This is a genomic window from Streptomyces sp. NPDC048257, assembly GCF_043201855.1.
Taxonomy (GTDB): domain Bacteria; phylum Actinomycetota; class Actinomycetes; order Streptomycetales; family Streptomycetaceae; genus Streptomyces.
In genome coordinates this window covers 39,649-56,432 of sequence record NZ_JBICZI010000016.1, presented here as the reverse complement: position 1 = coordinate 56,432, position 16,784 = coordinate 39,649, and the positions used below count along the sequence as shown (strand labels likewise).

Genomic DNA, 16,784 nt, shown 5'->3' with positions numbered 1-16,784 from the left:
CCTCTGATGACGCACGTCCCCGAGCGGTCACCGGTCCCCGAGCGGACCCTCCCATCGTAGGAAGCCGGGTCCGGGGCGGCGACCGGGACCGCGGGCAGGGCCGGGCGGGCGCGGTCAGGCGCGGGCGGGCTCCTCGGCCGGGTTGGTCGCGGCGGCGGCGCCTCCGGTGATCACGCGTGTGGTGTGGGGACGGGTGCGGCGGTCCAGGCGGAGGGCGATCAGGGTGAGGGCGATCGCGGTGACCGTCATGGCGGCGCCCGCCCAGGCGGTGGAGGCGAAGCCCAGGCCGGCGTCGATGACGGTGCCGCCGAGCCAGGGGCCACCGGTGTTGCCGAGGTTGAAGGCCGCCGTGGTGGTGGCACCGGCCAGGGTCGGAGCGGCGCCGGCCACGTTGAACATGCGGGCGTTCAGCGCCGGGGCGGTGAAGAAGGCCGAGAAGCCGAGCAGGAAGGCGAGGGCGACCGCCGCGGCGGCGGTGGAGGCCAGCAGGGCGAGTGCGGCGAGGAAGACGGTGGAGGCGGTGATGCCCCAGATCATCACGCCGAACAGGTGCGCGTCGGCGACGCGGCCGCCGACGGTGGTGCCGGCCAGCGCGCCGATGCCGAAGAGGCCGAGGATCCACGGGACCCATTGCGAGTCCAGCCCGGCCACGTCCGTGAGCAGCGGTGACAGATAGCTGAAGGCGCAGAAGACGCCGCCCGCGGCCAGCGCCGTGATGCCGATGGAGAGCCACACCTGGCGGTCGCGGTAGATGCGCAGCTCGCGCCCGAGCGAGGGCCTCTCGGCGGGCAGCGGGATCTTGGGGATCAGCGCCAGGATGCCGGCGAGCGCGATCGCGGAGGCCGCGCCGACCGACCAGAAGGCGGAGCGCCAGCCCAGGTGCTCGCCGAGGAAGGCGCCGGCGGGGACGCCGAGGACGTTCGCGATCGACAGACCGCCGATCATGACGGCCATCGCGCGGGCCCGCTGGTCCTTGTCGACCATGGCGATGGCGACGGCCGCGCCCACGGCCCAGAAGCCGGCGCAGGCGAGGGCGGAGACCACCCGGGAGGCGAAGAGGAGCTCGTACGAGGGGGCCAGCGCGCCCGCGACCTGCCCGAGGCCGAAGAGACTGATGAGGGAGACGAGCGTGGTGCGGCGCGGGAGGCGCAGGGTGGCCACGGCCAGCAGCGGTGCCCCGACGACCATGCCGATCGCGAAGGCGGATATGAGCAGGCCCGCCTGCGGGATGGTGACGCCCATGTCCTCCGCGATGGGTGGCAGAAGCCCGGAGAGCATGAATTCGCTGGTGCCGAGCGCGAAGACGGAGAGTCCGAGGACGTAGACGGCGACGGGCATGCGGGGGCGTGCGGCTGCTGCGGGCATGACTGTCACCAACCATGGCGAACGCGATCAAATTCCCATCGCGGTCCCTTGCGCCGTGAGGGCGGCGAGCTCGGCGGCGAGGTTGGCGCGGGCCGGGGCCTCCCAGTGCGCGGCTCCGTGGGGCGTGCGGAAGAGGGCCGGCAGGTCGAGCAGCTGGCGCAGTACGGCGGCGCGGCCGGTGCGGAAGGCGTCGTCCGGGACGAAGCCGTACTCGGCGCGGACGGCGGCGGCGTAGGCGGCGTATGCGTCCGGCTGCCCGGCGAGGACCGCCAGGTCCGCGTCGCAGAGGGCCTCGCCGTCGGTGTCGCCGGGAGCGGGGTCGTGGGTGACGGTGAGCCGGACCAGCCGGGCCACCTCGGCGGTGCGGGAGGCGTCGATGCCGAGCTCGTGGAGGGCGCGCTCGGCGAGGACGGCGCTGCGCTCCTCGTTCTCGGAGCGGTCGGGGCGGTAGACGGCGTCGTGGAACCAGGCGGCGAGCTGTACGGCGGCCGGATCGGCGGCATGCGCGGCCAGTACGTCGATCCGCGCGAGTACGTCGGCCAGGTGCGCGGTGGTGTGGTACCGGCGCTGCGGCTCCGCCCAGGCGGCGAGGAGGCGGTCGGCGTAGGGGGCGGGATCGCGGTCGGCGGGGGCGCCGGCGGCGGTGACGGTCGCCTGCCAGCGGGCCCGGAGGTCGGCGGTGTCGCTGCGGTGGGTGCCTGTGTCCATGGGCACATTGTGGGGTGGCGCGATTGTGCTGGTGAAGGGTGGGTGGAGCCCCGTACCCTGAATATTGGACTAGACCTATTGTGCTGAGTTTCCCCGGGTTTTCCCGAGCTGCTTCCTAAGGATGGGATCGAATGAGCAACCGTGCGCTCCTGGAGGTGATCGCCCTCGACGTGGAGGACGCGGTCGCGGCCCAGGCCGGTGGGGCGGACCGACTCGAACTGGTCACCGACATGGCCGCCGACGGGCTCACCCCGCCGCGCGAGACCTTCGCGGCGATCAGGGCGGCGGTCGACATCCCGCTGCGCGTGATGCTCCGCAGGACGGACGGCTTCGCGGCCGGTGACGTGTCCGGCCTGGTCCGGACGGCGCGGGAGCTGCGGGCGGAGGGTGCGCAGGAGTTCGTCCTGGGCTTCCTGGACGCGGACGGGGGGCCCGACCTGGCCGCGGTCGAGGCGGTCGTGGCGGAGCTGGACGGCTGCCGCTGGACCTTCCACCGGGCGATCGACCGCGCGGCGGACCGGGACCAGCTGCGGAAGGCGCTGGCCGATGTGCCGGGGCTGGACACGTACCTGACGGCGGGCTCGGCGGCCGGGGTGGAGGCCGGGCTGCCGGTGCTGCTCGCGGAGGCGGGGCGGGGCGGTGAGCCGGGGTACGGGGCGCGGATCCTGGTGGGCGGCGGCCTGACGCTCGCGCACCTGCCGGTGCTGAGGGCGGGCGGGATCGACGCCTTCCACATCGGCGGCGCGGCGCGTCCCTCCGGGTGGGGGCGGCCGGTCTCGGCGGCGGCCGTCGCGGACTGGCGAGCCGCCCTGTCCTGACGGCGCCCGGCTGTCGGGGCGCGCCGCCGCTGCCGGGGACGCTGCCCCCGGGCCCCCGCGCCCCAAACGCCGGCGGGCTGGGTGTGGGCGGCGGGGCCGGCACATTCAGCCCCGCCGGCGTTTGAGGCGCGGGGTCCGGGGCCGGAGCCCCAGGACGCGGTCCGCGGGTCAGGACAGGGCGGAGGGCAGCGGGGCCGAGTGGAGGGCCGCCAGGCCCGAGACCGCGCGGGTGAGGCAGACGTACAGGCGGCGCAGGCCGGTGCGCTCGTCCGGCTCGCCGTCCACGATCGCCGCGGGTTCGTCCAGGACCACGTAGTCGTACTCCAGACCCTTCGCCAGCGACGCCGGCACCAGCGTCAGCCGGGACTCCGAGGTCGTCTCCTCACCGGGAGACAGGTACGGAAGCCCCGCCGCCGGCAGGGCCTCGGCCAGCACCGGGATCCGCGCGTCCGCCGCGATCAGGCCGATCGAACCCTCGTACGCAAGGAAGTCGCGGCATGCGGCGACCACCGCCGCCGTCAGGTCCGCCACCTGCGCGACCTCCTCGATCCGCAAGGAGCCCGGCGTCTCGCGGACTGAGGAGACCGGGGCCAGGCCGGGGGAGATCGACGGCAGCAGCCGGGAGGCGTAGGCGATCACCTCGCGCGGCACGCGGAAGCCCGCCGTCAGCTCCTCCAGCACCGCCTGCGGCTTGCCCAGGTGCGTCAGCGCCTCGTCCCAGCTGCGCGTGGCCCACGGCGTGGTGCCCTGCGCGAGGTCGCCGAGGACCGTCGCCGAGCCCGTGGTGCAGCGTCGGCCCACCGCCCGGTACTGCATCGGCGACAGGTCCTGCGCCTCGTCGAGGACCACGTGACCCAGCGAATGCGTCCGTTCCACCAGGTCGGCCGCCTCGTCGATCAGGACCAGGTCCGCCGCCGACCACTTCGCCGACTTCACGCTCCGGAAGGGCTTCTGCCAGAGCAGGAGCTTCTGTTCGTCGGGCGTCAGGACGCCTTCCGCGTGCTCGGCCAGGAACTCGGCGTCGGACAGCAGGCGCAGGACCAGCTTCGCCGGTTCGACGGGCGGCCAGATCTCCTTCACCGCCGCCTTCACCGCCGCGTTGCGGGCCACCGCGTCCTGCACCCGGTCGTCCGGCGCCTCGCCCGCCTGTTCCATCCGTACGAGCACCGCGTGCGCGATGCGCTGCGGCAGGGCCTCGCGGGCGGCGCCGTAGCGGATGTCGCGCTTCTGCAGTTCGCCGGCCATCTCCTCCAGTTCGTACGCCGGTACCCGCCAGCGGCGCGAGCCGCGGACCACCATCAGCGGCTCCGTGGGGCGGGACACGTGCGAGCGGAGCGCGCGGCCGAGCACCTCCGCCATGCGGGCGTCGCCCTTGACCACGGCGGTTTCGGCGGGGTCCGTGCCGCGTACCTCCATGCCGGGGCGGGCGACCAGGTCGTCGACGGTGGCCTGCTTGACCTCCAGCTCGCCCAGGGCCGGCAGCACCTGCTCGATGTAGTGCAGGAAGGAACGGTTCGGCCCGATGACGAGCGTGCCCGTACGGGCGAGGCGGTCGCGGTGCGCGTAGAGCAGGTACGCGACCCGGTGCAGGCCGACCGCGGTCTTCCCGGTGCCGGGGCCGCCCTGTACGCAGACCGAACCGGACAGGCCGGAGCGGACGATCTCGTCCTGCTCGGGCTGGATCGTCGCGACGATGTCCCGCATCGGGCCGACGCGCGGACGCTCGATCTCCTGCTGGAGCAGCTTGCTGACCGCGGCCGTCTCGGCGGGGTCGGACAGGTGCTCGTCCTCGTACGCCGTCAGCTCGCCGCCGGTGTACCCGAAGCGCCTGCGCAGCGAGATGTCCTGCGGGTCGGTCTTGGAGGCCCGGTAGAACGGCTGGGAGACGGGCGCGCGCCAGTCGATGACCATCGGGTCGCCGTCGGCGTCGTGGACGTGGCGGCGGCCGATGTAGAACTGCTCGCCCTCCGCGCCCTCGGCGAGCTCCGCGCCGGGTGCGTGCAGGTAGTTCAGGCGGCCGAAGAAGAGCGGGGTGTGCGCGAGGTCGGCGAGGGCCTTGATGCGGTCGTCGATCTGGGCCTGGAGGACGATCGCGTTGACCCAGTTCGCGGTGACGTCGCGGATGTCGAGGGCCTCGACGTCCTCGCGCATGGCGCGCAGGGCGGAGCGCGAGGCGGTGAGGTGGGCGCGTTCGCGACCCAGCGGGTCGTCGTGCGTGGTCTCGGGGGCGTGCGCGGGCACGGAACTGCCTCCAGCTGCTGGGTGCGGACAGATGGCCCGCCGGTTTCCGGCCGGAGGGCGGCTCTCCCCGATGAGGCGGCGGGAGGCGGCAAGAGCGGAGATTCTAGCCACCGGGGCGGGGCGGCGCCAACGGATTACGGGCCGGCGATCACGGGATGCGGAGGGAGGAGAGGAGCCGCTCGTGCATCCGCTTCAGCTCCTTCTCCTGCGCCTCGGAGCCGAGGGTGATGGCCATGACGAGGTGGTCGTCATCGGAGATGAGCCGGATGGAGCCGACCGTGCGGTCGGCGTCGTCCTTGTCGGCGAGGCGCGCGTCGAGGGCCGGGCGGCCGTCGACCGTCGTCTTGCGGACGTCGCTGCTGGTCAGAGTGTCGCCGTTGGCCAGGTTGTACGCGGCGAGGAAGCCTTCGAGGCTGTCCTGCAGCGGAAACTGGTCACCGGGCATGTCGTGGACGGAGAAACCGATGCCTGCGTCCGGGACGTCCACCCCGTACGCCCGGGCAGCGACGTCCTTGCCCTCGATGGGGACGGAGCCCTTGCGGAGCTCGGCCTTTCCGGGCAGCTCGGCCGTGATGCCGGTGGGGGCGTCGGTGGCCCTCACCCAGTCCTCGGTGGCCTTCGTGGCGGTGGGTGCGGGCGTGGGTATGGGGGTGGGCGTGGCGGTGGGCGTGACTGTGGCGGCGGTGACGGCGACGTGCGCCGGCGCCGGGGTGGCGAAGGCGCCGGTGGACGGCAGCAGACCCGTAGTGACCAGGGCTGTCGAGGCGGAGAGCAGCACCAGGCGCTGCGTCCGGGAACGGTGGGTCATGCGGATCACTCCCTGGCTCGGTGGCCGGCGCCGCGGACTTTCCCAGCGTCCGTCCTGCCCGGCAGCCGTGCATCCGGACGGGTGTCATACCCGGGGGTGTCAGACCTCGGTAGGTCCACTAGGGGATGGCATGCGACGGGAGGAGGACTCGGGAGGCCGTGAGATTCCCTCCCGGGAGCGATGTGCGGGACGGCCCGAAACCGGACCATGGATTCATGAGCACCGCAACCTTCACCCCGATCCAGGGCGGCCGCCCTAGCGGCGCCGCCACCTCCGACTCCCTTCCGCGCCCCGGCCTCGGCGGCATGGTGCGCGCCGTCAAGATCTTCGCGGCGACCGCCGTGAGCGTCGTCGTGCTCGGTGAGTACGCCGAGGACGCGGGGGTCATACGCCGCTGAACTGCCGGGCCCGCGCAGCCCGTCCACTGATCCACTAGGGTCACGCGGGTGACCCGGAGCCCCGTTCCCAGCTGCTCGCCGACGTCTCCGTCGTCTCTGGCCGGTGTGCTGCTGACCGGCTCGCTGCTGGTGCTGGGCGTGCTCTGCATCGCCCTGCGCATGCCGGTGGCCGACGCGCTCGTCCAGGGTTTCTCCGCCGCCGAGTGGGGGCCGCCCGCCGCGTATCCGCCGTTCGCGGCGATCCTGTTCACGCCGGCCGCGTGGCTGCCGACCGGCGCGCTGAAGGCCGTCCTCGTCCTCGGCAACGCCGGCCTGCTCGCCCTGCTGATCACGCTGTCCTGCCGCCTCGCGGGCCTGCGGTCCCGGCCCGGGCCCGTGCTGGCCGCCACCATCGCGGGGCTGTGGCTGCAGCCGCTGTTCCAGGCGCCGCTGGCCGGCCAGATCAACCTGGCGCTCGCTTGCCTGGTCCTGTGGGACCTCGGCCGGCCCCGCTCCGCGCTCGGCAAGGGCTTCGCGCTGGGCATCGCCGCCGGGATCACCCTCGCCCCGGCGGCCATCGCCGCGTACCTCCTGCTGACCCGCCGCGTCCGCACCGGGCTCACGGCACTGGCGGCCTCGGCAGGTACCGCCCTGCTCGGGCTGCTGGTCCTGCCGGAGGCCTCCGCCGAGTTCTGGACCAGCCACCTGCCCGCCGCGGCCCGGGCCCTCGTACTGGACTGGCCGCCCCTGTGGGTCTGGGGCGCGCCCTTACTGGCCGTTCTGGCGGCCCGGGCCTGCCGGCGTCAGTCGCTCGCCAGCAGCTCGTCGGCGTCCATGATCCGGTAGGCGTACCCCTGCTCGGCGAGGAACCGCTGGCGGTGTGCCGCGAAATCCTGGTCGATCGTGTCGCGCGCGACGACCGAGTAGAACCGCGCCTCGTGGCCGTCCGCCTTCGGCCGCAGCACGCGGCCCAGGCGCTGGGCCTCCTCCTGGCGCGAGCCGAAGGTGCCCGACACCTGGATGGCGACGGTGGCTTCCGGCAGGTCGATGGAGAAGTTCGCGACCTTCGAGACGACCAGCACGCTGATCTCGCCCTCGCGGAAGGCGTTGAAGAGCTTCTCGCGCTGCGCGTTGGAGGTCTCGCCCTTGATGACGGGGGCGTTCAGGTGCTCGCCCAGCTCGTCGAGCTGGTCGATGTACTGCCCGATGACGAGGGTCTGCTCACCACGGTGCTTGGCGACGAGCGCTTCGGTGACCTTCCGCTTCGTCGCCGTCGTCGCGCAGAAGCGGTACTTCTCCTCCGTCTCGGCGGTCGCGTACGCGAGCCGCTCCGCCTCCGTCAGGTTGACCCGGACCTCCACGCAGTCGGCGGGCGCGATGTAGCCCTGCGCCTCGATCTCCTTCCACGGGGCGTCGAACCGCTTCGGCCCGATGAGCGAGAAGACGTCCGACTCCCGCCCGTCCTCGCGCACCAGCGTCGCGGTCAGGCCGAGCCGGCGCCGCGCCTGCAGGTCGGCGGTGAACTTGAAGACCGGTGCGGGCAGCAGGTGCACCTCGTCGTAGACGATCAGGCCCCAGTCCCGGGAGTCGAAGAGCTCCAGGTGCGGGTAGACGCCCTTCCGCTTCGTCGTCAGGACCTGGTACGTGGCGATGGTGACGGGCCGGATCTCCTTGCGGGTGCCGGAGTACTCACCGATCTCTTCCTCCGTCAGCGAGGTCCGCTTGACCAGCTCGTGCTTCCACTGGCGGGCCGAGACGGTGTTCGTCACCAGGATCAGCGTCGTCGCCTTGGCCATCGCCATGGCCCCGGCGCCGACCAGCGTCTTGCCGGCGCCGCAGGGCAGCACGACCACACCGGACCCGCCGTGCCAGAAGCCCTCGACGGCCTGCTGCTGGTAGGGCCGCAGCGCCCAGCCGTCCTCGGCCAGTTCGATCGGGTGCGCCTCGCCGTCCACGTAACCGGCGAGGTCCTCGGCCGGCCAGCCCAGCTTGAGCAGGGTCTGCTTGATCTGCCCGCGCTCGGAGGGGTGCACGGCCACCGTGTCGGGGTCGAGCCGCGCACCGACCAGCGGGGCGACCTTCTTGGACCGCAGGATCTCCTCCAGCACCGGCCGGTCGGTGCTGGTCAGCACCAGCCCGTGCACGGGGTGCTTGGAGAGGGTGAGGCGGCCGTAGCGCGCCATGGTCTCGGCGACATCGACGAGGAGCGCGTGCGGGACGGGATAGCGGGAGTACTCGACGAGCGCGTCGACGACCTGCTCGGCGTCATGACCGGCGGCCCGGGCGTTCCACAGGCCGAGCGGGGTGATCCGGTAGGTGTGGATGTGCTCGGGGGCCCGCTCCAGCTCGGCGAAGGGGGCGATGGCACGCCGGGCGGCTCCGGCGAGCTCGTGGTCGACTTCGAGAAGGAGGGTCTTGTCGCTCTGGACGATGAGTGGACCATTCACGCGCGGCGCCCCGTTTCATTCAGGTCAAACCTCCAGTGTGCCGTACGGCGCGGAGGCTGGGAACACGGCGCTTCGGCGCGGTGCCCGGCGGGGTGCCGGTCCGGGTGCCCGGCGGGTCAGCGGGCCATGCCGTCCAGGAGCAGGGCGAGGCCGCCGTGGAACTCGCGGTCCTGGGTGAGGGAGCGCGCGCCGAGGGCGGCCTCCGTCAGGTACGGGTACTCCTCCGCGGGGAGCTCGGCGATCGCGGCGGTGCCCGCGCCGGAGAGGGCGCCGAGGTGTTCCTGCTGGATCGCGCCGATCACGTAGGCGAGCAGGGCCCGCAGGGCGATGATCCGCTCCTCGGGCCCGAGTCCGGCCTCCGTGAGCACCCCGAGGACGGTCTCGCCCCAGCGCATCACGCCGGGGGAGCGGTGCCGGTGGGTCATGGTGAGCGGCAGCACGGCGGGGTGCGCGCCGACGGTGTCCCGCATCCGGTCGACGAGGAGCGTGACGCGGGCCCGCCACGGTCCGGCCGTGAGCGGCGGCGGGGTGCTGTCGACGGAGCCGAGGACGAGTTCGACGACGAGGGCCTCAAGCTCCCCGCGGTCCTGGACGTACCGGTACAGGGCCATGGTGCTGATGCCGAGTTCGACGGCGACGGCGCGCATGGACAGGCCGGGGAGGCCCTCACGGTCGATCACGGCGAGGGCGGCGGCGGCCAGCTGGTCCGGGGTGAGTGAGCGGGGGCGCGGCATGGTGATTGACAGCGTACGACATACGCTTACGCTGTAGGTGTACGACATACGCTTACGGAGGAGATCTCAGTGCAGCTGCATACCGGTTCCGCCGTCCGTACCCGCACCCTCACCGCCGTCGCGGACGGTGAGCCCGTCTCCGTCCCGGACCCCGAGCACCTCGTCCACCTCCAGTTCCGCCGCTTCGCCGGCTGTCCCATCTGCCATCTGCACCTGCGCTCGGTGGTGCGGCGGCACGACGAGATAGCGGCCGCCGGGATCCGGGAGGTCGTGGTCTTCCACTCCGGCGCCGACGAACTGCGCGAGCACGTGGCCGGCCTGCCCTTCGCGGTGATCGCGGACCCGCGCAAGCGGCTGTACGCGGAGTTCGGCGTCGAGTCGTCCTACCGCGCCCTGCTGGCCGCGCGCGCCTGGCGGGCGATCGCCCTCGGCACGCTCGACATATTCCGCGGCCGGGCGAAGCCTCCGACGCTCGTCCAGGACGGCGGGCGCCTGGGGCTGCCCGCGGACTTCCTGATCGCACCGGACGGACGCGTGCTGGCCGCCGGGTACGGGGCCCACGCGGACGACCAGTGGCCGGTGGACAAGCTGCTGGCCCTGGCGGAGCGGGCAGGTGTTCTACGGCCGAACGGGTAGACGGCACAAGTCCATGGGGCGGACGCCGATGTTGCGGCGGGGTCGGCGTGGGCGGGCGTCGTACGGTGGCCGTCGCTGCCAGGCGATCTCGGAACGGACCCTCATGACGCAGACAAGCTGGGACCGCACGCTCTTCAGCCCCTCCTTGGCTCCCGCCACCACCATCACCCACGACACCGGCCTGCTTCTGCTCCGGCTCGTCGTCGGCCTCAGCATGGTCGGCCACGGCACGATGAAGCTCTTCGGCTGGTACGGCGGCCCGGGCCTCACCGCGACCGGCAAGGGCTTCACGATGGCCGGCTACCCCGCCGGGGACGCCATGGCCGTCATCGCCGGCCTCTCCGAGACCCTGGGCGGCCTCGGTCTCGCCCTCGGCCTGCTCACCCCGCTCGCCGGAGCGGCCCTGACCGGCATCTTCATCAACGTCCTCGACCTCCGGGGCCTGAGCGCGTACTTCCCGCCCAAGGGCGTGGAGCTCGAAGTGGTGCTGTTCGCCGCGGTCGTCGCCCTCACCCTCACCGGGCCGGGCCGCTTCGCCGTCGACCACTACCTCCCGGTGCTGCGCGAGTCCCGGCCCCGCTACTCCCTGCTCGCCCTGCTGCTGGGCGTCGTCGTGGGATTCATCGTCCTGATCATCCGGGGCTGACTCCCCCGCTTTCCCCGCTTCCCCCGCGACCGGCCGGACAGAGGCCTACGCGCCCAGGTGCTCCAGCGGCCCCGAAGGGTACGGGGTCTCCGCGGGCAGCAGGGCCCGCGCGGCCGCCTCGTCCCCGGCCCCGAGCAGGCCGCGGATCTCCCGGGCCAGCGGCGTCACATCACGGATGGCGACCGTCCACTCGTCGGCGTACGCCCGTGAGGCCGGACCGGACAGGCCCAGCTGGAGCGAGCGGTACGGCAGCGGGTTGAGGCGCAGATCCCGCTCCGGGTCCCACTGGACCCGGGCGGGCGCCCCGCGCAGGGCCTGCTTCCAGGCCGCCCGGTCCGCGTGCACGCCCGGCTCGTAGTGGGACAGGCAGGCATCGCGCAGCGCCCGGTCGAAGCCCTCGCGGCTGATCTCGACCGCCAGTACCGTCTCCTGGTCGGCCTTGGTGCCCCAGCCGCAGCGGTACATCATCCACAGGAACGACGGCTTGATCCACGTCATCCGCTCCCGCTTCCAGGCGGGCGGGAAGCGGCCGTCGCGGGCGGCCGGCAACCCCAGCGAGGGAGCGTACGCCTGGTACACGGTGATCGTGGTGCCGGTGTGCGCCGCGCGGATCCGGCGGTTCGGTTCGTCCTCGGACATGGGCTCAGGATGACGGCTCGTCACCCCGGTGACCAGCGGATTTCGGCCCGATCGTCCCCACCCGGTCCTCCCCACCCGGTCCTCCCCACCCGGTCCTCCCCACCCGATCGTCCACACCCAGTCGTCTACACCTGGTCGTCCGCCAGCTCCGCGACACCGGTGATCCGGTGCAGCGCGTACGTCCGTACCTCGTCCGCCGTGTGGTCGTACCCGGTGACGAAGCCGCCCTCCACCCGGACCGGCGCGATGACCCGCTGGCTCGCCGCGCCCTCCGCGTTCACGTAGCCGATCCACACCGCCGACCCGGTCAGCGCGGCCGCCTGCACCGTCGCCAGGGTCTCCGCCGCGCTCGTGCGCGGGAGTTCGCCCGGCACCCCGGCGGAGGCCGTCGCGGGCTCCTTGCGCACCGCCGTCGCCGCTGCGTCGCCCGCGCGGATCGCCCGTACGGCCGCCGCCAGCAGCGTCGCGTCCGGCACCGGCGGGCCCTCCGGCACCGGTACGGGCGCCGACCGGGCCGGGGTGCGGTGGGCGTCGGCCCGCGCCACCAGCACGTCACCGGTACGGGACTCCGCGGCCGGCGCGTACCCCATGGCCCGCAACCCCTCCAGCAGGGCGGTCGGTTCGGCCTGCGCGGCCAGCACCGTCGGCGCGAGGCGCCGCAGCCCCAGCCCGGCCGAGCGCTTGTCGGCCAGGATCTCGCCCAGCATCGCGTCGTCGTCGCAGCGCACGTACGAGGAGGCAGCGCCGACCCGCAGGTGCCCGTGCCGCCGGGCCACGTCGTCGATCAGGTACGCCAGCGGCTGCGGGACCGGGGTCCGGCTGTGCTCCTTGAGGAAGGCGTGCAGGTCGGCCGCGGCGTGCCCGGCGTCCAGCGCCCGGCGCACCGAGCCGGGCGTGAACCGGTACACCGTCGCCCCGCCCTTGGACTCGACGTCCGCGAGCACGGCAAGGGTGTCGCCCAGCGGGCGGCGCAGCGGGCCGGGGGCCACCGCCGTCAGGTCGGCCTGGAGCAGCACGTGGTCCACCGGCTCCGGCAGCAGCGGGGCCAGCAGCGGTGCCGGGTCGCGGTGTTCCAGCAGGGCCCGGCCCGGCCCGGACAGGGCGCCCCGGCCGGTCACGCCGAGGACCTCCGCCTCGGCCAGCGCCCAGTGGGCGAGGCGGGCCCGCAGGTCGCTCGCACCGCGTACGGGTCTCTCCCAGGCGAGCCGCGCCAACAGGGTCTCCGGGTCGGGCGCCCCGCCCTCGGGCAGGTCGCCGAGGAGCTCCAGCACGCGCCGGCGCACCTCGGGCGCGGCGGAGCGGTCGAGCTCGGGGCCGAGCGCGGAGAGCGTGCGCCCCTTGGTGTCCTGCTCGCCGACCAGCGGGGCCGTGCGGGTGGCCGGCAGCCAGGCCGCCGCGAGGTGCGACCAGCGCTCGGCGGGCGGCAGTTCGACCCAGTCGTCGAAGGCCGGGGTCGGCGCGTACCGCTCGTCCGCCTCGCCGTCGCTGGCCAGCAGCCCGGCCGCGTAGGCGAGTTCGATCCAGAAGGCCGTCTGCGGCTCGGTCGTGTCCAGCAAGGCCGCGGTCCGCTTCAGGTCCCGTACGGAGAGGCCGCCCGCCCGCAGCACCGGCGGACCGGCGTGCTCCCAGGATTTGACCAGCTCCTCGACGGTGCCCAGTGCGGCCAGCGCCTGCCCGGCGGCGTTCGCGTCCACAAGCTGTGGACGGTGCTCGCGGTGCGCGGGCACCGGCGGAGCCACCGGCGCCGTGTCCCGGTGCGCGAGCCCGCCGCGCAGGTGCAGCGCCACCTCGCGGGGCAGTACGACGGTCCGCGCCGTCGCGGGCAGCAGCAGCCCCCGGTCGCGCAGCCAGCGCACCGGCGGCGTCGGATTCGGGGTCACCTCCCCGTACGGCGGCCCCCACACGAGCCGCCCCAGCACCTGATGTGCCTCCGCCGGAGCCTCGTCCAGCAGCGCGGACATCCGCTCCGGGTCGGTGAACAGCCCGGTCAGCGCGATCACCGCGGACACCGGGTCGTGGGTGGCGGGCAGCCCGACGGACGCCACGATCTCCTGCACCCGGGTCGGCGACATCCCGGCGGTGGCCTCCGCGACGGTCGGGCCGAGACCGGTGGGAGAGGGGCGGGAGGGGGACGGGGCGAGCAGCTCGCGTGCGGTGCGGACCAGCCGCAGCCGGTCCTCGTCGCCCCACACCAGGGCCTGGTCGCGCAGGGTGGCCAGGGCGCCGGGGAGCGCGGCGCGGGCCCGCTCGTCCTCGCCGCCGGTCAGCAGCCCCTCCAGCACCGGGTACGGGCACGGGTCCGGAGCCACCGCGAGGGCCTCGGCGGTCTGCAGGGCGAACCGGTCCAGCCGGTCCAGGGCGCGCACCACCGAGGCCCGGGTCCCGGCGCGGGTGGCCAGCTGGGTCACATCGCCGGGCACCGGGCCGAGCAGGTCCGGGCGGGCGCGCAACAGGGCGGCGAGGCCCGCGTCGTCACGGCCGCGCAGCGCCTCGGCGAGAGAGCGCGGGGTGCTCCCCGCCGGGCTCCCGTCAGCGGATCCCGCCGCAGTGCTTGCCTCGGGCACAGTCGCCTCCTGGTCGCGTCGGCCGGTCAGTCGGCCGGTCCCCATCCGGTCAACGGTATCCGCTGCGCCCGCGGCAGCTCCACGGGCGCACGCGCTACCTTCGGGTCAGGGGGTAAGGGAGGAGCCTGGGCGTGGGGATCGAAAGCGATCATCTGGTCTACGAATATCTGAGCCGCGTCGGGGACTTGGCGCAACGACGGCAGCTGTCCTCCGGCGACCGGATGCGGCTGGTGTCGGGGCTGCGGGACGAGATCGACCGTCGGCGCGCCAAGTACGACCCGGACACCCCGGCCGCCGTACGGCGCATCCTGGAGCGGATCGGCACGCCCGAGGAGGTGCTGGACACGCTCGGTTCCGCCCCCGCTTCCGGCGCCACCTCCGCGTACGCGTCCGCGCCCGCCGAGCCTGCCGATGCGGGGCTGTCGGTTCCCGTCCAGCGGGAACCGGGCCGCCTGGGCCGCCGGAACGTGCCCGCGGCGCGCCCGGCGGAGCCGGAGAACGTGCCGCCGCACCTGGCCGGGCTGGACGACCTCGGCCCCTCCGGCGGGGCCGAGCCCGACTGGTGGCGGGTGAGCCCGGGGGCGTACGGGAAGGGCCCGCAGGTCGAGGGCTTCGCGGGCGGCATCGAGATCCCGGACCTGTTCGACGAGGGTCCGGAGGAGGAACCGCGGAAGGCGGCGCCGGCCGCGGTGGGGGAGGACGAGGGGCGCGCGCGGAGCCTCGTACGGTTCCTGCGCGAGCGGCGGCGCGCGAAGAGGGAGGCGGCGGCCGCCCCCGGGGCGGAGGCCGCCGCGGCCCCCGCCGGCCGGCCGCGGCCGAACGCCTTCCTGTTGCTGGCCGCGGCCGTCCTCGTCGTCGGCATGGTCACCGGGTACTGGCTGCTCCTCGTCGTCGGATGGCTCCTGCCGTACGCCTCGCGCGCACTGGGGCCGGCCGAGCGCAAGTGGGCCGTCTTCGGCCCGCCGGGCGCGGTGCTCGCGGGGGCGGTGGTGTGGCTGTGGGGCCGGACGAAGGGCAAGTGGGGCGAGACCCTGCCCGACGAGCAACTGAGCGGCGCGCTGCACGGGATGTGGCCGTGGCTGCTGAGGGGGGCGGCGCTGGCCTCCGTGGTGTACCTGGTGTGGCGGGCGCGGCGGCGGTAGCCGGGGCCGGGCGCGGAGGGTGCGGGGCCGGCTGGGGACCGGCGTCCGCCTCCGTTCGCCTAGGGCGATCATCAGGGGGCGTTCTCCTGCTGGTGGCCCCGGGGTCGGCCGCCCGTACGGGCGGCCTCGGCACAATGGAGGTATGAACCTCACCGTCGGCTTTGACCTCGACATGACCCTCATCGACTCGCGTCCGGGAATCAAGGCCGCCTACCAGGCCCTCTCGGCCGAGACGGGAACGTTCATCGACGCCGACGAGGCGGTCACCCGATTGGGCCCGCCGCTGGACGAGGAGCTCGCGTACTGGTTCCCGGAGGCCGAGATCCCGGCCATGGCCGACCGCTACCGGGAGATCTACCCCACCTACGCCATCGCGCCGACCCCGGCGATGCCGGGCGCCCGCGAGGCGATCGAGGCCGTCCAGGCGCTCGGCGGCCGCGCGATCGTCGTCACGGCCAAGCACGAGCCCAACGCCCGCCTGCACCTGGCGCACCTCGGCATCGAGGCGGACGCGGTCATCGGCTGGCTCTGGGCGGAGGCCAAGGCCGGTGCGCTGCGCGAGTACGGGGCGCAGGTCTACGTCGGCGACCACGTCGGCGACGTACGCGGGGCCCGAACGGCCGGCGCGCTGTCCGTGGTGGTGCCGACCGGCCCGTGCCCGGAGGACGAGCTGCGCGAGGCGGGCGCGGACGTGGTGCTGCCCGACCTCACCGCGCTGCCGCAGTGGCTCGCGCAGTACGTCGCCGCGCAGCCCGTGTAGGGGGCGTCCGGCAAGATCCGGAAGGGACGGCGTCCCGCCTCAGGCCTGCGAGGCCCGGGCCGCCCTGCGCTGCGCCGCGGCCGAACGGAGCACGCCCGCCGCCGAGATGGCGAAGCCGACGCCCATGAGCATGCACACGGCCCACGCGTACGACGGGAACGGGTCGATGTCGAGGAAGAGCGGAGCCATGGTCGCCAGCGTGGCCACGGCCCCGGCGATGAACACGATGCCGCCGGCCTTGACGAGTCCGTCGCCGGGCCGCGCTTCGTCGGAATGAGGAGTAACAGTCACCTCACCAGGGTAGTTCCTGGCCGAAGGCAGCCGACGGCGAAGGACCGGGGAACGTCTTGTCACCCGGCCCCTGACCATTAGCCTTGAGGTGGCGGGTCACACATGGCCCGCTGCGCTGTTGTCCGGAGCCGTTCACGGCCCTTCGGACCCCGACGAGCACAAGGACAGAGGACGGACGTGCCTACCGGCAAGGTCAAGTGGTTCAACAGTGAGAAGGGCTTCGGCTTTCTCTCCCGTGACGACGGCGGCGACGTCTTCGTCCACTCGTCGGTGCTCCCCGCCGGGGTGGACGCTCTCAAGCCCGGCCAGCGCGTCGAATTCGGTGTCGTCGCGGGTCAGCGCGGTGACCAGGCACTTTCGGTGACGGTACTGGACCCGGCGCCCTCCGTCGCGGCGGCGCAGCGGCGCAAGCCCGACGAACTCGCCTCGATCGTGCAGGACCTCACGACCCTGCTGGAGAACATCACCCCGATGCTGGAGCGCGGCCGCTACCCCGACAAGGTGCACGGCGCGAAGATCGCCGGCCTGCTGCGCGCGGTCGCCGACCAGCTCGACGTCTGACCCCCTCGCCGCCCTGCGCACGGCCGCGCCCCGCCACTCGGAAGAGC

17 protein-coding genes are annotated in these 16,784 nt (G+C 74.0%); 8 read left to right on the top strand and 9 right to left on the bottom strand.

What is annotated here, in order from left to right:
* Positions 1 to 114: 114 nt before the first annotated feature.
* A complete protein-coding gene (locus tag ACGFZK_RS26080) occupies positions 115 to 1,338 on the bottom strand; it encodes a Cmx/CmrA family chloramphenicol efflux MFS transporter (RefSeq protein ID WP_393851379.1) in 1,224 nt (407 codons plus the stop codon).
* Between the two features lie 54 nt (positions 1,339 to 1,392).
* Entirely contained in the window at positions 1,393 to 2,073 is a 681-nt protein-coding gene (locus ACGFZK_RS26075) for a hypothetical protein (RefSeq protein WP_393851283.1), read from the bottom strand.
* 131 nt (positions 2,074 to 2,204) lie between these two features.
* Here ACGFZK_RS26075 and ACGFZK_RS26070 point away from each other — a divergent pair, with 131 nt between their 5' ends.
* Positions 2,205 to 2,891, top strand: a complete 687-nt coding sequence (locus ACGFZK_RS26070) for a copper homeostasis protein CutC (protein ID WP_393851282.1) — start codon at positions 2,205 to 2,207, stop codon at positions 2,889 to 2,891.
* A gap of 168 nt (positions 2,892 to 3,059) precedes the next feature.
* Here ACGFZK_RS26070 and ACGFZK_RS26065 read toward each other — a convergent pair whose 3' ends face one another.
* Positions 3,060 to 5,132, bottom strand: a complete 2,073-nt coding sequence (locus ACGFZK_RS26065) for a HelD family protein (RefSeq protein ID WP_393851281.1) — start codon at positions 5,130 to 5,132, stop codon at positions 3,060 to 3,062.
* A gap of 148 nt (positions 5,133 to 5,280) precedes the next feature.
* Entirely contained in the window at positions 5,281 to 5,940 is a 660-nt protein-coding gene (locus tag ACGFZK_RS26060) for a hypothetical protein (protein WP_393851280.1), read from the bottom strand.
* 215 nt (positions 5,941 to 6,155) lie between these two features.
* Here ACGFZK_RS26060 and ACGFZK_RS26055 point away from each other — a divergent pair, with 215 nt between their 5' ends.
* Together ACGFZK_RS26055 and ACGFZK_RS26050 are read left to right on the top strand one after the other, a co-directional pair.
* Complete coding sequence (locus tag ACGFZK_RS26055; protein WP_393851279.1) at positions 6,156 to 6,338, top strand: hypothetical protein; 183 nt, start codon at positions 6,156 to 6,158, stop codon at positions 6,336 to 6,338.
* A gap of 48 nt (positions 6,339 to 6,386) precedes the next feature.
* Complete coding sequence (locus ACGFZK_RS26050) at positions 6,387 to 7,163, top strand: glycosyltransferase 87 family protein (protein ID WP_393851278.1); 777 nt, start codon at positions 6,387 to 6,389, stop codon at positions 7,161 to 7,163.
* Here ACGFZK_RS26050 and ACGFZK_RS26045 read toward each other — a convergent pair.
* Positions 7,121 to 8,764 carry a DNA repair helicase XPB gene (locus ACGFZK_RS26045; RefSeq protein WP_393851277.1) on the bottom strand — a complete coding sequence of 548 codons (1,644 nt, stop codon included), beginning with the start codon at positions 8,762 to 8,764 and terminating at the stop codon, positions 7,121 to 7,123. The genes ACGFZK_RS26050 and ACGFZK_RS26045 overlap by 43 nt on opposite strands.
* A 116-nt stretch (positions 8,765 to 8,880) precedes the next feature.
* Positions 8,881 to 9,498 carry a TetR/AcrR family transcriptional regulator gene (locus ACGFZK_RS26040; protein WP_393851276.1) on the bottom strand — a complete coding sequence of 206 codons (618 nt, stop codon included), beginning with the start codon at positions 9,496 to 9,498 and terminating at the stop codon, positions 8,881 to 8,883.
* Positions 9,499 to 9,567: 69 nt separating this feature from the next.
* Here ACGFZK_RS26040 and ACGFZK_RS26035 point away from each other — a divergent pair, with 69 nt between their 5' ends.
* Both ACGFZK_RS26035 and ACGFZK_RS26030 read left to right on the top strand, forming a co-directional pair.
* A complete protein-coding gene (locus ACGFZK_RS26035; protein ID WP_393851275.1) occupies positions 9,568 to 10,134 on the top strand; it encodes a peroxiredoxin-like family protein in 567 nt (188 codons plus the stop codon).
* 103 nt (positions 10,135 to 10,237) lie between these two features.
* Complete coding sequence (locus ACGFZK_RS26030) at positions 10,238 to 10,780, top strand: DoxX family protein (protein ID WP_393851274.1); 543 nt, start codon at positions 10,238 to 10,240, stop codon at positions 10,778 to 10,780.
* Between the two features lie 45 nt (positions 10,781 to 10,825).
* Here ACGFZK_RS26030 and ACGFZK_RS26025 read toward each other — a convergent pair whose 3' ends face one another.
* Positions 10,826 to 11,419 (bottom strand): DUF4291 domain-containing protein, encoded by a 594-nt coding sequence (locus ACGFZK_RS26025; RefSeq protein ID WP_393851273.1) that lies wholly within the window; start codon positions 11,417 to 11,419, stop codon positions 10,826 to 10,828.
* 125 nt (positions 11,420 to 11,544) lie between these two features.
* The gene (locus tag ACGFZK_RS26020; protein WP_393851272.1) at positions 11,545 to 14,028 is read right to left on the bottom strand and encodes a helicase-associated domain-containing protein; all 2,484 of its coding nucleotides are present in this window, start codon (positions 14,026 to 14,028) and stop codon (positions 11,545 to 11,547) included.
* Positions 14,029 to 14,114: 86 nt separating this feature from the next.
* Between ACGFZK_RS26020 and ACGFZK_RS26015 the strand changes: the two genes are divergently transcribed.
* A complete protein-coding gene (locus tag ACGFZK_RS26015) occupies positions 14,115 to 15,125 on the top strand; it encodes a hypothetical protein (RefSeq protein WP_393851271.1) in 1,011 nt (336 codons plus the stop codon).
* Positions 15,126 to 15,267: 142 nt separating this feature from the next.
* On the top strand, positions 15,268 to 15,885 hold the full coding sequence (locus ACGFZK_RS26010) for an HAD family hydrolase (RefSeq protein WP_393851270.1): 618 nt from the start codon (positions 15,268 to 15,270) through the stop codon (positions 15,883 to 15,885).
* A gap of 39 nt (positions 15,886 to 15,924) precedes the next feature.
* Here ACGFZK_RS26010 and ACGFZK_RS26005 read toward each other — a convergent pair whose 3' ends face one another.
* Positions 15,925 to 16,176 carry a hypothetical protein gene (locus tag ACGFZK_RS26005; protein WP_393851269.1) on the bottom strand — a complete coding sequence of 84 codons (252 nt, stop codon included), beginning with the start codon at positions 16,174 to 16,176 and terminating at the stop codon, positions 15,925 to 15,927.
* A gap of 177 nt (positions 16,177 to 16,353) precedes the next feature.
* Here ACGFZK_RS26005 and ACGFZK_RS26000 point away from each other — a divergent pair, with 177 nt between their 5' ends.
* The gene (locus tag ACGFZK_RS26000; RefSeq protein WP_108149430.1) at positions 16,354 to 16,737 is read left to right on the top strand and encodes a cold-shock protein; all 384 of its coding nucleotides are present in this window, start codon (positions 16,354 to 16,356) and stop codon (positions 16,735 to 16,737) included.
* Positions 16,738 to 16,784: the final 47 nt, after the last annotated feature.

Coding starts and splice junctions, on each gene's coding strand:
- ACGFZK_RS26075 (WP_393851283.1), bottom strand. CDS start 2,073: ATGGACACAGGCACCCACCGCAGCGACACCGCCGACCTCCGGGCCCGC.
- ACGFZK_RS26080 (WP_393851379.1), bottom strand. CDS start 1,338: ATGCCCGTCGCCGTCTACGTCCTCGGACTCTCCGTCTTCGCGCTCGGC.
- ACGFZK_RS26030 (WP_393851274.1), top strand. CDS start 10,238: ATGACGCAGACAAGCTGGGACCGCACGCTCTTCAGCCCCTCCTTGGCT.
- ACGFZK_RS26010 (WP_393851270.1), top strand. CDS start 15,268: ATGAACCTCACCGTCGGCTTTGACCTCGACATGACCCTCATCGACTCG.
- ACGFZK_RS26040 (WP_393851276.1), bottom strand. CDS start 9,498: ATGCCGCGCCCCCGCTCACTCACCCCGGACCAGCTGGCCGCCGCCGCC.
- ACGFZK_RS26020 (WP_393851272.1), bottom strand. CDS start 14,028: ATGGGGACCGGCCGACTGACCGGCCGACGCGACCAGGAGGCGACTGTG.
- ACGFZK_RS26060 (WP_393851280.1), bottom strand. CDS start 5,940: ATGACCCACCGTTCCCGGACGCAGCGCCTGGTGCTGCTCTCCGCCTCG.
- ACGFZK_RS26055 (WP_393851279.1), top strand. CDS start 6,156: ATGAGCACCGCAACCTTCACCCCGATCCAGGGCGGCCGCCCTAGCGGC.
- ACGFZK_RS26025 (WP_393851273.1), bottom strand. CDS start 11,419: ATGTCCGAGGACGAACCGAACCGCCGGATCCGCGCGGCGCACACCGGC.
- ACGFZK_RS26070 (WP_393851282.1), top strand. CDS start 2,205: ATGAGCAACCGTGCGCTCCTGGAGGTGATCGCCCTCGACGTGGAGGAC.